At 62.5% G+C, this 13,634-nt stretch carries 11 protein-coding genes and 2 pseudogenes; 7 read left to right on the plus strand and 6 right to left on the minus strand.

The features are described from left to right. Nucleotides 1-170: 170 nt before the first annotated feature. From CAER_RS0100300 to CAER_RS26995, 4 genes and pseudogenes are all read left to right on the plus strand, one after another. On the plus strand, nt 171-1,139 hold the full coding sequence (locus tag CAER_RS0100300; protein ID WP_027233555.1) for a universal stress protein: 969 nt from the start codon (nt 171-173) through the stop codon (nt 1,137-1,139). Next, complete coding sequence (locus CAER_RS30390; protein ID WP_245597299.1) at nt 1,129-1,296, plus strand: hypothetical protein; 168 nt, start codon at nt 1,129-1,131, stop codon at nt 1,294-1,296. The genes CAER_RS0100300 and CAER_RS30390 overlap by 11 nt, the downstream gene beginning before the upstream one ends. 156 nt (nt 1,297-1,452) lie before the next feature. Next, a pseudogene (locus tag CAER_RS30395) lies at nt 1,453-1,623 on the plus strand (ferritin-like domain-containing protein); the annotation flags it as partial. Between the two features lie 153 nt (nt 1,624-1,776). After that, entirely contained in the window at nt 1,777-3,063 is a 1,287-nt protein-coding gene (locus CAER_RS26995; RefSeq protein WP_036796616.1) for an MFS transporter, read from the plus strand. Between the two features lie 105 nt (nt 3,064-3,168). Here CAER_RS26995 and CAER_RS27000 read toward each other — a convergent pair whose 3' ends face one another. From CAER_RS27000 to CAER_RS0100330, 3 genes are all read right to left on the minus strand, one after another. Next, nucleotides 3,169-3,861, minus strand: a complete 693-nt coding sequence (locus CAER_RS27000; RefSeq protein WP_036796617.1) for a 5-formyltetrahydrofolate cyclo-ligase — start codon at nt 3,859-3,861, stop codon at nt 3,169-3,171. Continuing rightward, complete coding sequence (locus CAER_RS0100325) at nt 3,858-4,886, minus strand: NAD(P)H-dependent flavin oxidoreductase (protein WP_027233556.1); 1,029 nt, start codon at nt 4,884-4,886, stop codon at nt 3,858-3,860. Before CAER_RS0100325 ends, CAER_RS27000 begins: the two co-directional genes overlap by 4 nt. Nucleotides 4,887-5,021: 135 nt before the next feature. Further along, nucleotides 5,022-5,918, minus strand: coding sequence for a LysR family transcriptional regulator (locus CAER_RS0100330; RefSeq protein ID WP_027233557.1), 897 nt, complete (start codon nt 5,916-5,918; stop codon nt 5,022-5,024). Nucleotides 5,919-6,003: 85 nt separating this feature from the next. Between CAER_RS0100330 and CAER_RS0100335 the strand changes: the two genes are divergently transcribed. Continuing rightward, nucleotides 6,004-7,179 (plus strand): CaiB/BaiF CoA transferase family protein, encoded by a 1,176-nt coding sequence (locus CAER_RS0100335; protein ID WP_036796618.1) that lies wholly within the window; start codon nt 6,004-6,006, stop codon nt 7,177-7,179. After that, the gene (locus CAER_RS0100340) at nt 7,176-8,312 is read left to right on the plus strand and encodes an acyl-CoA dehydrogenase family protein (protein WP_027233559.1); all 1,137 of its coding nucleotides are present in this window, start codon (nt 7,176-7,178) and stop codon (nt 8,310-8,312) included. The genes CAER_RS0100335 and CAER_RS0100340 overlap by 4 nt, the downstream gene beginning before the upstream one ends. A 400-nt stretch (nt 8,313-8,712) precedes the next feature. On the opposite strand, the pseudogene CAER_RS29050 reads toward CAER_RS0100340, so the two are convergent. Continuing rightward, nucleotides 8,713-8,850: pseudogene (locus CAER_RS29050) on the minus strand (ATP-binding protein); the annotation flags it as partial. A gap of 48 nt (nt 8,851-8,898) precedes the next feature. Here CAER_RS29050 and CAER_RS0100345 point away from each other — a divergent pair. Continuing rightward, complete coding sequence (locus CAER_RS0100345; protein ID WP_008335478.1) at nt 8,899-9,609, plus strand: IS6 family transposase; 711 nt, start codon at nt 8,899-8,901, stop codon at nt 9,607-9,609. Between the two features lie 192 nt (nt 9,610-9,801). Here CAER_RS0100345 and CAER_RS28640 read toward each other — a convergent pair whose 3' ends face one another. Continuing rightward, nucleotides 9,802-11,160, minus strand: a complete 1,359-nt coding sequence (locus CAER_RS28640) for a calcium-binding protein (protein ID WP_051357612.1) — start codon at nt 11,158-11,160, stop codon at nt 9,802-9,804. Between the two features lie 761 nt (nt 11,161-11,921). After that, complete coding sequence (locus CAER_RS0100355; protein ID WP_027233560.1) at nt 11,922-13,361, minus strand: IS1182 family transposase; 1,440 nt, start codon at nt 13,359-13,361, stop codon at nt 11,922-11,924. Nucleotides 13,362-13,634: the final 273 nt, after the last annotated feature.

Genomic DNA, 13,634 nt, shown 5'->3' on the forward strand with positions numbered 1-13,634 from the left:
TCGGTCTGAAAGGATCAGACAGACTCGGTGTTAAAGCCGTCACGAGGTTGGCCAAGGAGGCCCATGCGGCCGCCTTAGGCGGGATTATTGCTTCAGGGCAGATGTAAAAATCGGCATGCCACATCCGAAAGTGCCAATCGGCAGGCCAGATGTAGTCAGGAGAAAGGACCATGATAGCGACACGAATCCTTGCGGCAGTGGAGCGGTTTCCGCAAGACGACGCCGTGTTGGTGCGCGGTTTTGAAATAGCAAACCGGCTTGGAGCAGTGCTGACCATCGTTCATGTGATGGAGCTGCCCGACCATGCAGTGGCCCGGGCGCTGGCCGATACTTTTCGTTGCCAGTCGGACTTCGCAGCCCGCGGCCGGATCGTAGCGGCATTGCGCCGGAACGGCATCGGCACGGCCGGCACTGAGATACGCATCGAAGCCGGATCGCCCGCCCAGCGGCTTGTCGAGATCTGCGATGAGTTCGCACCTGAACTTGTCGTGATGCGGGCAAACCAAAAAACCCGGATCCTCGAAAAGCTGCTTGGTTCGACGACACAGGCAGTACTCGCTGCTGGCACTGTTCCGGTTCTGATTGTGAAACAGGCATCCGGTAAACCCTACGGCCGTGTCATTCTCGCGGTTGACGGCCCTGACTATGTGCCAGATGTCTTGACTGTCGTGACAAGCCTGTTGCCCGATGCCGCGCTGGAACTGGTTCAGGCAGTCAAGGTTCCGCCTCAGCTTGAAGCGGCGATGCTGCGCGTCGGGTTGGCTCAGACAGAACTAACCGCCCACCGCGACGCTCTGGCCGACGAGGCCGAAAAACGCCTGGGCTCGCTCACGGCCGGGCTAAGGCACGGCTTAGAATGGCAGGTGCTTCGCGGCGACCCGGCGGAAGAACTCATTCGTGTGACGCAGAGCCCGGATACGGACCTGATCACGCTGGGGCCTAACCGGTCCAGTCTGATCCGGTGTGCGTTTACCGGCAGTGTCACGCAGCGATTGCTGCGCGATGCCGCCTGCGACGTGTTGATCTGCCGCCCGGCAGAGGCTCGCAGCCCGCGCGCGCTGACAACAGAACCGTCAACCCGGCCAGTCCACGGCCAACAATCCTTACCACTCTATCAAGGGGGCACCTATGACCACTAAACTGAAACAAAACCCGTCAGCCGAACATGCCAAGGCTGATATTCCGAACACTGCGTCCGTAACGGAGGCGCTGTCCGAGGTCCTGGCGGAGACTTACCGGCTGGTCCTGAAATCCCATACCTACCATTGGAATGTGACGGGCCCGCTGTTTTTCTAAATCCACGAGATGACCGAGACTCAATACACCGACATGTTCGCCGCGGCGGATGTGCTGGCCGAAAGGATAAGGGCGCTGGGTAAGCCCGCTTCGGTGAATCCGGCGGCACTGGTCGCAGGACCAGGCTGACAGGATCCCTATGCGAAACTTTCAGCGAACGAAATGGTCAGGGATCTTCTGTCCGACCATGAAAGGCTGGCTCAGCACATGCGCGCCCTTGTCGAGACCGCAGAAGCCGCAAAAGATCCTGTGACAGCAGATCTCGCAACCGAACGCGCGGCATTTCACGAGAAAGCCGCCTGGATGCTCCGCGCCACGGCTGCGTAGACGCACCCAGTTACAGCGGATAGCAGCAGATCAGCCCTGGCCATGGCCGGGGCTTTTGCATCACACGGTTCCTGCAAGCGTCGATTTTCGCTATACAGAGACTTAAAAACGGCCTGAACCGTCAGAAGGAGAAAATAGATCCCGGACCGATCCATGGCCCCTAACCTTCGCAGGCTGCTGGCCCCTGTAAAATCCCTCCTTGGCGGCACGGTCGCTTTCATGGCTGGGAACAGCCTGCTTGGCGTTGTGCTGCCGCTTCGCATGGAAGCGGCAGACTATCCGGTGGCATTAACCGGTATGATCATGGCGGCATATTATCTGGGACTGGCCTTTGGAGGATTCAAAGCCAAACACGTCATCCTCCGGATCGGACATATCCGCGCCTTCTCGACTTTTGCGGCGCTGACCGCCGCAACGTGCCTTGCCTATGCGTTCTTCTTTAACCCGTTTGCATGGATAATTTTTCGGATTGTCAACGGCTTCTGTATCGCCGGGATGACAACCTCGATCGAGAGCTGGCTTAATGACCGCAGCAGCAACGAAACCCGCGGCCGCGTGCTTGGGTCTTACATGCTGACTTTCTACCTTGCGATTGCACTGGGCCAGACTTTAATAAACGTCGCCCCGGTGAGCGGCGATGACCATCTGCTGATCGCTTCGGCCCTGATCGGGTTGTCGCTTATGCCCATAGCCCTCACGGGACTTGGTGAACCAAACCTCGGCGAGCTTCGCGTTCTGGGCGTGAAAAAGCTATACGAGGCGTCACGGGTTGGCGTGGTTGGCGCGGGTGTCGCCGGAATGCTTGTTGGCTCATTCTATGCGATGGGTGTCGTCTTTGCCCGCCAAATCGGCATGAGCGTGACGGAAGCTGCCCTGTTCATGAGTGTCGTTGTGCTTGGGGGGCTTGGCTTTCAGATGCCCGTCGGCATTCTGGCTGACAAGTTTGATCGTCGTATTGTCATGTCCTGTATGCTGATCGGCGTCGGAGCGTCATGGGGGCTATTGTCGGGTTCGATTGCAAATGGGGTACCATTGGCCGTCTTGATGGTCATGGCATTGGCGTTTGGCGGCGCAATCAGCAGCGTCTATCCGCTATGCGTTGCGCAAACTTTCGATCGGCTGGACCGGAAATATTATGTCGCGGCATCTGGGCGTCTGTTGATGGTTTATTCCATCGGAGCGACAATCGGCCCGCTGTTCGCATCGGCGCTCATGGCGGTTTACGGCCCTTCTTCGTTCTTCCTGTTCGAATCCGCCATCGCGATAGCGTACGCGATTTTTGTCCTTTTCAGCGTCAAGGCGGGGCCCGAATTGCCCGCCGATGGACGAGAGAAGTTTGTGCCGCTTCCTGATATATCGCCAGTTGCCATGGGGTTGGATCCGCGCACGGAACCGGAGCTATCGACGCCTGACAGTCAGGCAAATGATACAGTTGGCTAATACCGTCCCCCAGTGATTTCTAAGCCTGCTCCAACTTTCCCGCCGCTGCGATGGCGGGAAAACGTGAACCAAAGTTCAGAACCGCTGTGGCTATGAAAAGACATCTTAGTACCCCAGCCGCTCGCCAGATTCAGTCAAAACGACATCCAGCGGAATGTCATGCGGCTGCGGATGGATTGTCTGAAGCTCCGCGCTGTCCAGCCCGATGCCGATGGCAAAGGGGCGCGGCGCCAGGGCCGCCAGGGTGCGGTCGAAATAGCCGCCGCCATAGCCCAGCCGGTAGCCGCCGGGCGCCCAGCCCACCAGCGGAGCAAGGACGATGCCGGGGGTCAGCGCCGGCGCTTCGGGCGGCGGAACCGGGATGTTCCAGTCGCCGCGCACCAACCGGGTTTCCGGCGTCCACAGGCGGAACACCAGCGGCGCGGCCTTGGTCTCGACAATGGGCAGGGCAATCGTGGCGCCCCCGGCGTGCAGCTCCGCCATCAGCGGGCGCAGATTGGGTTCGCCCTTGATCGGCCAGTAGAAGGAGATGACGTGCCCGTCCGCGCCGCCGAACCGGGACCGGAGCAGCTGCCGCAAATGCCCGGACAGCGCGTCCCCGGCCGCCTGGCGTTCGGCAACCGTCAGGGCGAGCCGTTCCGCGCGCAGCCGGCTGCGTTCGGACTTGCGCCAGCGGGCAATGTCCGCGGCGTGCCGGGCGGCGGCGGCCTGGGGATCGTAAAGGCCAGTTTCCTCCGCCATGCAGGGCGAAGAAGCGTAGCCCTTGGCGGCGGGCGGGGTGCTGGGGGGCTTGCTCATCCGGTTGCTCCGCTGCGGGGCGAGAGGGGCCGTCCGAGGACATGCTCTGCGCCGCTGATGATGTCCGCGATACGCTCGGCTGCCGGCACGATCCCGCGGATGGCGCCCGCCCCCTGGCCTGCAAACAGGGCCATCGCCTCGAGGTCGCCGGTGGTGGTGCGCAGCGGGGAATCGGTGCTGTACCGCAGCCGCGGCTGGCTGCCGTCCCAAGCGATTTCCTCACGCGGGAGAGCGTCGGGATCGTGGCCCATATAGGCGCCGCCGAGCGCCTTGGTGACGCTGTTCTCCAGCACCCGCACCGCCGCGCCCGCGGGCCAGTTCAGCACGAAGACATCGGTCAGGACGGTGTCGGCGCCGGTGGCGGCGGCAACGCGGTCCTTGTGGTAGCGGTAAGCAAAGGATTCAGCCGTTGCAAGAAAGGCGGTGCCGCACTGGATCCCGGCGGCGCCCATGGCCAAGAAAGCGGCCAGATCCCCGCCGGTGGACAGGCCGCCCGAAGCGACGACCGGGATAGACACCGCTTCCAGGATTTCTTCCGTCAGGCCGCGGAGCGGATGACGGCCGTGGACATGGCCGCCGGCCTCGATGCCCTGGGCGATGATCACGTCGGCGCCGGCGGCCTCTGCGGCGCGCGCGGCCTCAACGGTGCCGACCTGGTGCAGAACCAGGCGGCCCGCCGCTTTTACCCGGGCCACGGTTTCGGGCATGACATCCCAGAAGAAGGTAAAGACGGGAACGCCGAGATCGAGGCAGCACCCGATCTGCGCATCGAGCAGGGCGGGTTCGGTTGCCGCAGGGATCACATTCACCGCAAAGGGGCGGTCTGTGGCGGCCCTGAGCCGGGTGACCTCCTCGGTGATCAGAGCCGGGCTTTCGCGCACCATGCCCAGCATGCCGAAGCCGCCGGCATTGGTCACGGCGGCGGCCAGTTCCCAGCGGGACACGCCGCCCATGCCCGCCAGGAGGATGGGGTAATCGCTGCCCAGCAGGCCGCAGAGGGGGGTTGCAGCAGCGAAAGTCGTCATCTGCGTTTCTCCTGTGCCGTGCAAGCGGTCACGCCGCCTGCAATCTGCGCGTTAGGGTGGGCCGGGCCGCGCCGCGCGTCAAGCGGCAGGGCCGGTTTCCACTGTCGCTGGTCTGGTGCCGGGACTGCCGGGCGCTTAGTCCAGCGGGGCGAAGAAGGCTTTGGCAAAGGCGGTGAACGCCTGGATGACAGGCTGTTTCAGCGCGGCGCCGCGATGGGCAAGTGCAATTTGATGCGGCGGCGGATGGCCGGAGAGCGGCACCCGGACGACCGGATTGCCATCATAGCACAACCCGTCAGGCAGGTCGGTGGCCAGCAGGCCGGCGCCGAACCCGTTGGCCACCATCGACCGCAGCATCTCGATCGAGCCGGTCTCTTGGGCCACCCGCACCGGAAACCTAGCGTTCTGCAGCAGGGACAGGAAATAGCCGCGGCTGTGCGGCAGGTTCATCAGGATGATTGGCTCCTGCGCCAGGTCTTCGGCGCTGACGCCGGGCTGACGGGCCAGCCTGTGCCCCGGCGGCAGCAGCGCATAGGGTTCGGCGGCCATCAGCGGAATGATGGCGAAATCCGACGGAACCCCGAAATCATAGAGCAGCGCGAGGTCGATCCGGCCTTCGCTGAGCCAGTCGAACAGCGTTTGCAAGTCTCCTTCGAGGATGCGGATCTCCGCGCCGGGGCGGGTGTCCATGAAGCGGCGCACTAGCTGCGGCGCATAGCGGGGGCCCAGGGTGGAAAACACACCAAGGTTCAGGAACTCCGGCGTCCCTTCGCCGCCGCTCAGCACCCAGCGCGCCTGCTTCTCCAGTTCGCGCAGCTGGGCAACCTTATGCTGCCCGAACGCCGTCAGCTCCATCCCGCGGCCGGGGATGCGGACAAAGAGCTTCTGGCCGAACACCTCCTCGCAGCGGGCGATGGCCAGCGACACCGAGGGCTGCGAGGTGTTCAGCGCGCGGCTGGCCGCCGCGGTGCTGCCGGTGTCGGCCACGGCCAGCAGGACTTCGACCTGGCGGAAGTTCAATGGTATATTCAAGTTGGAATACCCTTTATACAGATCCTGTATTTCCTGATATATCTCAATGGACGCTATCCTGCAGCAAGCAATTGATGGGGGAAGCATGTTCGACAATAACGCCACCGCAGGCCGCAGGCCGCTGGAGGGGGTCCGGGTGCTGGACTTTTCCCGCGTTCTGGCCGGTCCCTACTGCACCGCGCTGATGGCCGACCTTGGCGCGGAAGTGATCAAGGTGGAACCGCCCGCGGGCGATGACTACCGCCACATCGGCCCCTTCAGGGACGGCGAAAGCCTGCTGTTCCAGTCGGTGAATCGCGGCAAGAAATCCATCGTTCTGGACCTGAAATCCGCAGAAGGCGCGGCGGCGGCCCGGGCGCTGGCGGCGGAGAGCGATGTTTTGATCGAGAATTTCCGCCCCGGCGTGATGGAGCGGTTCGGGCTGGGCCGGGAGGCATTGTGCGCGGCCTGTCCGCAGCTGGTCTATGTCTCGGTGTCCGGGTTCGGCCAGACCGGCCCGAACCGGATGCTGCCGGCCTATGACATCATCATCCAGGCGATGAGCGGGCTGATGGACGTGACCGGCGCCGAGGACGGCCCGCCGATGATGGCCGGGGACGCCTTTGCCGATGTGGCGGGCGGCCTGTTCGCGGCCTTCGGGGCGATGGTGGCGCTGTTCGACCGCGCCCGAAGCGGCCGGGGGCGGCATGTCGACCTGGCGCTGTACGATTCGCTGGTGTCGATGATGCCGGTGCTGGCCTGCCGGGCGCTGATGGCCGGGGAGACGCCGAAGCGGACCGGCAGCAAGCACGCGCTGTCGGCGCCCTTTGGCACCTATCCGGCCAGGGACGGCAGTTTTACCGTCGCGGTGCTGAACGACCGGCTGTTTGCAAAGTTCGCGGCGGCCATCGGCGCGCCGGAACTGGCGGAGGATCCGCGGTTCGCCAGCGACAGCCAGCGGCGGCAGAATGAGCCGGCGCTGGCGCAGCATATCGAAAGCTGGGCCGCGGTCCGGGACGTGCAGAGCGTCGCCGCGCTGCTGTCCGAGGAGGGTATCCCGGCCGCGGCCCTGAGTTCGGTGCCGGAGGCCTGGGCGTCGCCGCAGGCGCAGGCGCGGGAGCTGGCAACGCCCGTCACCCATCCCGCGCTCGGCACGCTGAGCGTGCCGGAACAGCCGGTTCATTTCAGCGCCGCGCCGCGCGGCGGCCGTCAGGCAGCCCCGGGACTGGGGGCGCATACAGAGGAAATCCTGCATCGGCTGAAGGAAGGAGAGACCAAATGAGCGGTGATCTGAACAGTGAAGAACAGGCCGTCATCGGCCAAATCGAGCGGTTTTCGAATGAGGTGCTGGCGCCTGCCGCTGCGGCGATCGATGCCGCGGGGACATTTGCAACCCTGCACCGCCCGGCGCTGGCAGAAATGGGCACCATGGGCATGAACCTGCCCGAAGCCTATGGCGGCATTGGCCTGTCCGGTCCTGCGCTCTATTGCGCGGTGGAGGCCATAGCCGGCGCCTGCGGCTCAACTGCGTCGATGCTGACGGCGCATTTTCTGGCGACGGATTCTCTTCTGCTGGGCGCGGATGAGGCGTTGAAGCAGCGGCTGCTGCCGGCCGCCGCATCGGGGGAGGCGCTGGGGGCTTTTGCCTTGACCGAGCCGATGGCCGGCTCCAACCCGGCCGACATGCGCACCACCGCCATCCGCGACGGGGACGGCTACCGGCTGAAAGGCTCGAAATGCTTCATCTCGAACGCGGGCGGCGCGGATTTCATCGTGGTCTATGCCAAGACCGACAGCAGCGCAGGCGCGCGCGGGGTCAGCGCCTTTGTGGTGGAGCCGGGCAAGACGGACGGGGTGGAGATCGGCAGGCACGAGGAAACCATGGGGCTGCGCGGCGGCCATGTGTTCCCGGTCTCCCTTGACTGCCATGTGCCCGCGGAAAACCGGCTGGGCGACGAAGGCACCGGATTCCGAACCGCGATGAAGGTGCTGGACAATGGCCGCATCGAGGTAGCCGCGCAGGCAACCGGCATCGCCCGCGCGGCGCTGGATGCGGCGGTTTCCTATGCCAAGGAACGCGAGGTCGGCGGCCAGCCGATTGGCAATTTCCAGGGGCTGCAATGGATGCTGGCCGACAGCGCCACCGAGCTGGCGGCGGCGCGGGCCTTGGGGCTGCAGGCCGCCCGCAAGCGTGGCACCGGTGAGCGGTATTCCTTGGACTCGGCCTTTGCCAAGCTCTATGCCAGCGAGGCGGCCTGGCGCATTACCGACCGGGCGCTGCAGATTCACGGTGGTTACGGCTATACTCGCGACTTCCCCCTGGAACGCTACCTGCGCGACTTGCGGATCTTCCGGATTTATGAGGGATCTTCGGAAATCCAGCGCACGATCATTGCCCGCGGCATGCTGAAGTAGCCTGTCAGACGGCTCAAACCATGCAGGCTACGAATATGCAAAGCGCATCCTGCCCCGGCCCTGATCATCGCGCTTGGTTTACTGAGCAGAAAGCGGCGGGCGGGGTACCAGCCAGCTTGTGAACAGCATCACCGCCTGTGACTGCGGCTAAAAACAGGCTTCAGGAAAAGTCGGGTTTGCCAATGGTCCTTGGCACAAGGTTTCGTTGCAATTTCGTTTTTTCCCCTAGTCGGGGAAATGCGACCGTCCTGGCCGGCTGTCCTCCCGCCGTATTGTCAATGAGCGTTCAAAACTGACCCGGTTTCAGCGTTTGAATTTGACCCACCCCTTGTGGCGCAAAGGCCCCAGGCGGGCCGCCCTCATATAGCGAGTCCGTCTGGGGTCTTTGCTTGCGCGACGTTTATGTTTTTCTGCGTCGCTTGCTCTGTGCGAACCGGTATGACGTGTTGCCTGTCTCGATGATTGCGCAGTGATGGGTTACGCGATCCAGAAGCGCGGTTGTCATCTTGGCGTCACCGAAGACCGAGACCCATTCGCCGGGCATTGCCAAGTTGATCACGGGGTTCCGTCGGGATAGGCGGTCATCATGAAAACCGTGCCGACAATTCGACGCCTGAAGGGCTTTCGTTTTCCCCGCGAGATCATCTCCTATGCCGTCTGGGCTTACCATCGGTTTGCGCTGAGCACGGCAGATGTCGAGGATCTGCTGGCCGAACGCGGCGTGATGGTCAGCCGGGAAACCGTCCGGAACTGGGTGAACCGGTTTGGCCGCCATTTCGCCGATTGCATCAAGCGCGACAGGCCGGGCGCCAGTGACAAATGGCACTTGGATGAAGTCGTTGTTCCGATCAATGGCGTGAAGTTCTGGCTTTGGCGGGCAGTCGACGCGAATGGGAATGTGCTCGACATTCTCGTGCAAAAGCAACGTAATGCAAAGGCCGCCAGCCGGTTCTTGAAGCGGCTGATCGACCGGTTTGGCGCGCCGCGGGTCGTGATCACCGACAAGCTGCGCAGTTACATCAGGCCGATCCGCAACCTCGTGGCGAATGCTGATCATCGGGCGCACAAGGGCTTGAACAACCGGATCGAAGGATCCCATCGGCCTACCCGCAAGCGAGAGAAACTCATGGGGCGGTTCAAGTCACCCGGACAGGCTCAGAGATTTCTGGACGCACATGACCAGATCAACATGTTCTTCCGTCCCCGCCGCTATCGTCTTACCGCCACATCGTACCGCCACGCCCGATCCGATGCCTTTGATCTTTGGAACGGCTACGCACTCGAGATGACCGCATGACGGGCGCGGAGCAGGCCGCATTCAGCCGGGTGCAAATAAGTTGGCAATGCCTTTTTGCTATGTCGACGGGCATCCGAGCCGCTCGGCATCCTTTGCGGCGACGGTTTTGCTTTCCATAAACCGGAACGACACCGGTTTGAAGCCCCGGAAAGGGGCGGCCCCCAAGATCGCGGGAGCCGCACGCAGCACGGGTCAGAAAATGAAATCGTTGCCCGACAGGTCAGCTATGCCGATCCCGTCCAGCGTGATCGTGTTGCCGTTGTTGTCGCTGATCACAGCATCGCCATCGCCGTTTTCGGACAGGTGGTTGTTCTTCAGATCGCGGAAGGACTTGATGCTGCTGACACCGTCCAGATCAATCTTTTCCTTGCGGCCCTTCGTCTGGAAATCGGACACGGTATCGTCGCCGAAGGCGCCCTTGAAAATGAACCGGTCGGCGCCGCCATCTCCAAACAGTTCGTCGTTGCCGCTGTCGCCGTTGATTTTATCACGGCCGGCGCCGCCCAGGATAAGGTCGTCGCCGCCTTTGCCGGACAGGGTGTCATTGCCGCCTTCGCCCATCAGGCGGTTGCCGCCGCCATTGCCTGTGAGCTTATCCCCGCTGTCGGAACCGCGCGCGCGTTCGATGCTTCTCAGCGTGTCTCGGTCGCCGAAACCGTCGATGGCAAAGCCTTTGCTCAGGTTCACGGTAACCCCATCCTCGCCGCCATAGCGTTCGTCGCGGTCATAGCGGACCTCGTCCTTGCCCTTGCCGCCCTTGATGGTGTCGTTGCCTTCCAGCCCGCGGAAGTAGTTGGCTTTTCCGTTGCCGGTCAGCTTATCGTCATGGGCCGAGCCGCGCAGCATCTCGATGCTTTTCAGCGTGTCGGTCCTGCCCCAGCCGTCCGTCGCGGTGCCCTTGCCCAGATGCGCAATGACACCGCTGGGGTCCCAGGTGAACGCGACCTGGTCAAAGCCGCCGCTGCCGCCGTTGTAAGTGTCGCGCCCGTCGGAGCTGACGAAATAGTCGTCGCCGGCACCGCCGTTATAGGTGTCACGGCCCGGTGTGCCGTAGAATTCGTCGTCTTCGGTGGACCCGGTGGTGGCCAGCGACGACCACGCGATGACCTGGCCCGGCGCCAGTGCCCCGGTGGGGTCGGCGATGCCGGAGATGGTGTCGTCGAAGGCATTCCAATCCGCCGGTGAGCTCACTTGCGGCAGCGCGGCCCCGTCAATCACAAGATAAAATTCTGTGTCGGTGTTCTCGCCGGTTTCCAGGCTGACACCCAGGATCACACTTGTGCCGCCGGACCAGGTAACCCGCGTCATCAGCGTCTCGTCGGACAGGGCGTCGAAACCAAGGTTGTCCAGGTTGACGCCGCCGGCAATCGCCTGAAGGACATCGTCATTCATGTCGATATAGGCAACGCCGTCGTCGTCACGACCGATAATGGAATAGGTGAAGGTCGAGCTGGCATCCGGAACCGTCACCTGCACTTCGATGTTGCTGACCGACGATGGTTCGCCGTCCACAAAATCGACCCGCGCGCCACTGAACGTAAAAGTTGTCATAACATTGCCCCTTACCGGTATAAGCCAGCGGCCGCCGCTGGCGGAAATCAATAGCCCGACACTTGAAGGGGACTGCTGATTCCCAGCAAGGGGCAAGGTGGAAATTCTTACCGGATGGTTAACAAGTGTTGCTATTCAGTAACCGATGGGGTGGACGCCTATCACGGCATCGCAATGTGCCAATGTAGCGGTGCCGACCGTCCAAGGTCTGCCGCTATTCCATTCGCCGGAAGTGGAATAACGGTGGCCGCGAGTTGGAGCTTTAGCCAAACAGATTAAGTATGCAGCTCGGAGCACCAAATAGAAGAGACCAAGCGCCAACTGGTGAGGCGACAAACACCGCCGTCCTAGGGAAGAGACCTATGACGAGCATAAGGAAGCTGCCGATCTGGGTAACTACTCAAAGCCAGCACACGCCTCCAACATCAATCAAAATCCAGAAGATCACGCCGAGCGTCCGCTCTCAAGAGTATGGCCCAAATGCTTCGCACGCGCAGCGGAACTGGCACTGTGCCAGGTACGAACGTCGCGTTTGCGCTGAACAGCCTAGCGCGCTCGCAGCATCCAGAGAGGGCAGAGATGGCAGCAATGGGCTGAGGGTGTGTGGAAACTCGTTTGGTTTCTCGACGATGAGGATGTTTCAGTCGATTTTGTGGAGGCAGCCGGATTTTGGGTCACTTTAGCGCCTTATGCGCCGGAGAGGGCTGAATCCGCGCTCTTGTGGCGTTTTTTGCGGTACGATTTGAGCTGAGCGCCGCCCATCAGGCCGGAATGGCAGTCAAAAGCCCACGTACCCCGATCAGGGCTATCATCCGCTTGATGTTATAGGCGAGGACATGGAAGGCCATCTCGGTGCGGACGTTCTTGAGCGTTCGCATCCGGAAGTGCGTCGCTCCCATCCAGCTCTTGATTGTGCCGAACGGGTGCTCGACGGTTGAGCGGCGGAGGCCCATCAAGGCCGGGTCGCGGCTCAAACGGCCACGCATCTCGTCGACCAGATGCTCGTGTTCCCATCGGGTGATACGACGTTCCCTGCCGGTCGTGCAGCGCGCCTTGACAGGGCAGGCCTGACAGACGTTGGTCCAGTATCGCCGTACCACCAGGCCGCCTTCTTCGGTCGTGTAGCGGTATGTCAGCGCCTCACCTGCCGGGCATCGGTAGATATCCGCATCCGCGTCATAGGCAAAGTCGGCCTTCACATACATGCCCTTCTTGCGGTTGCCCGAAGTCTCGGGCCGGGGGAGGGTTGTGGTGATGCCATCCTCGTGACAGGCCAGAATTTCCCGGCCGCTGAAATAGCCCTTGTCAGCGACCGCGCTCATTTCGTCGCGTTCGAGAGCGGCCTTCGCCGCCTTGGCCATCGGTGACAGCTGTTCACGGTCATGCCCGGCATTGATCACGTCATGCGCGACAATCAGATGGGTCTCGGTATCCACTGCGGATTGGGAGTTGTAGCCTACAAAACCGCTGCCTTTGGCGCTGGTGGCCATGGAGCGGGCATCCGGATCAGTCAGGGAGATCTGCCTGTCTGGGCTCTCCCTGAGCGCCTCGCCCATGTCCACCAGGCGCTCGATCTCCTGCCGGATGCGCTCGCAACGTTGCGCCAGGTTGGCGATCTTCCCGGCCCGGGCCTCGCCCTCTTCCTGACGGTCGATCCGGACCATTTCTTCAAGGTAGCGCTCGATGCTCGCGACCAGATGGGCGGTGCGGCTGGCGATCTTGCCTTTGGTGAAGTTCTTGTCGCGATTATTCACCGCCTTGAACTTGGAGCCATCGATGGCAACACAATCCCCCTTCAGCACCCCGATCCGGCGACAGAGTTCGACGAACTGCGCACAGGTCCGCCGGATCGCCGGGCCGTTGTCGCGCCGAAAGTCGGCGATCGTCTTGTGGTCCGGGACAAGCCGACCCGTCAGCCACATCACCTCGACATTGCGCCCAGCCTCCCGCTCCAGGGCACGGCTCGAAGGGACGCGGTTCAGATAGCCATAGATGAACAGCTTCAGCAGGACCGATGGGTGATAGCCGGGCCGTCCTGTCTGCGCCGGCGCCGTCCGCAGGAAACCGATCTCCCCAAGATCAATCTCGTCCACGAAGAGGTCAATCACGCGGACCGGATTATCCTCGTTTATCCAGTCTTCCAGCCGGGCCGGAAAAAGTGTCACCTGACTGCGGTCCGCACCCTCGATATATCCCGACATGCCTGCCTCCGGTCTTTGCCGAAAAGCATACAGCATCCGGAGTTTTGACACAGCCTCGGCTGTGACCGACGTGCTGCACAAGCGAGAGGCCGCGCCTAGGGCAATGACGTGTGTGGGTGGCGCCTGCATTGCAAGCGTTTTCTGCAGTGATCGCGGCGGTCTGTCAGTACCGTCGTGTGTCCGGCCTATTTACGCAGCCAGTGTTGAGGGCTGCTGGCCTTGATGAGTTCCGCAAGCAAGGTTCCTATCGGCAAAGCGGCCTCGGAGGGCCGA

Origin of the sequence: Leisingera caerulea DSM 24564 (genome assembly GCF_000473325.1) — a bacterium.
GTDB lineage: Bacteria > Pseudomonadota > Alphaproteobacteria > Rhodobacterales > Rhodobacteraceae > Leisingera > Leisingera caerulea.

What these genes read in the sequence shown, in the direction of transcription:
- CAER_RS27000 (WP_036796617.1), bottom strand. Translation starts at nt 3,861, where the DNA reads ATGAGCAAGCCCCCCAGCACCCCGCCCGCCGCCAAGGGCTACGCTTCT.
- CAER_RS30390 (WP_245597299.1), top strand. Translation starts at nt 1,129, where the DNA reads ATGACCACTAAACTGAAACAAAACCCGTCAGCCGAACATGCCAAGGCT.
- CAER_RS0100335 (WP_036796618.1), top strand. Translation starts at nt 6,004, where the DNA reads ATGTTCGACAATAACGCCACCGCAGGCCGCAGGCCGCTGGAGGGGGTC.
- CAER_RS0100345 (WP_008335478.1), top strand. Translation starts at nt 8,899, where the DNA reads ATGAAAACCGTGCCGACAATTCGACGCCTGAAGGGCTTTCGTTTTCCC.
- CAER_RS0100355 (WP_027233560.1), bottom strand. Translation starts at nt 13,361, where the DNA reads ATGTCGGGATATATCGAGGGTGCGGACCGCAGTCAGGTGACACTTTTT.
- CAER_RS0100340 (WP_027233559.1), top strand. Translation starts at nt 7,176, where the DNA reads ATGAGCGGTGATCTGAACAGTGAAGAACAGGCCGTCATCGGCCAAATC.
- CAER_RS0100325 (WP_027233556.1), bottom strand. Translation starts at nt 4,886, where the DNA reads ATGACGACTTTCGCTGCTGCAACCCCCCTCTGCGGCCTGCTGGGCAGC.
- CAER_RS26995 (WP_036796616.1), top strand. Translation starts at nt 1,777, where the DNA reads ATGGCCCCTAACCTTCGCAGGCTGCTGGCCCCTGTAAAATCCCTCCTT.
- CAER_RS28640 (WP_051357612.1), bottom strand. Translation starts at nt 11,160, where the DNA reads ATGACAACTTTTACGTTCAGTGGCGCGCGGGTCGATTTTGTGGACGGC.
- CAER_RS0100300 (WP_027233555.1), top strand. Translation starts at nt 171, where the DNA reads ATGATAGCGACACGAATCCTTGCGGCAGTGGAGCGGTTTCCGCAAGAC.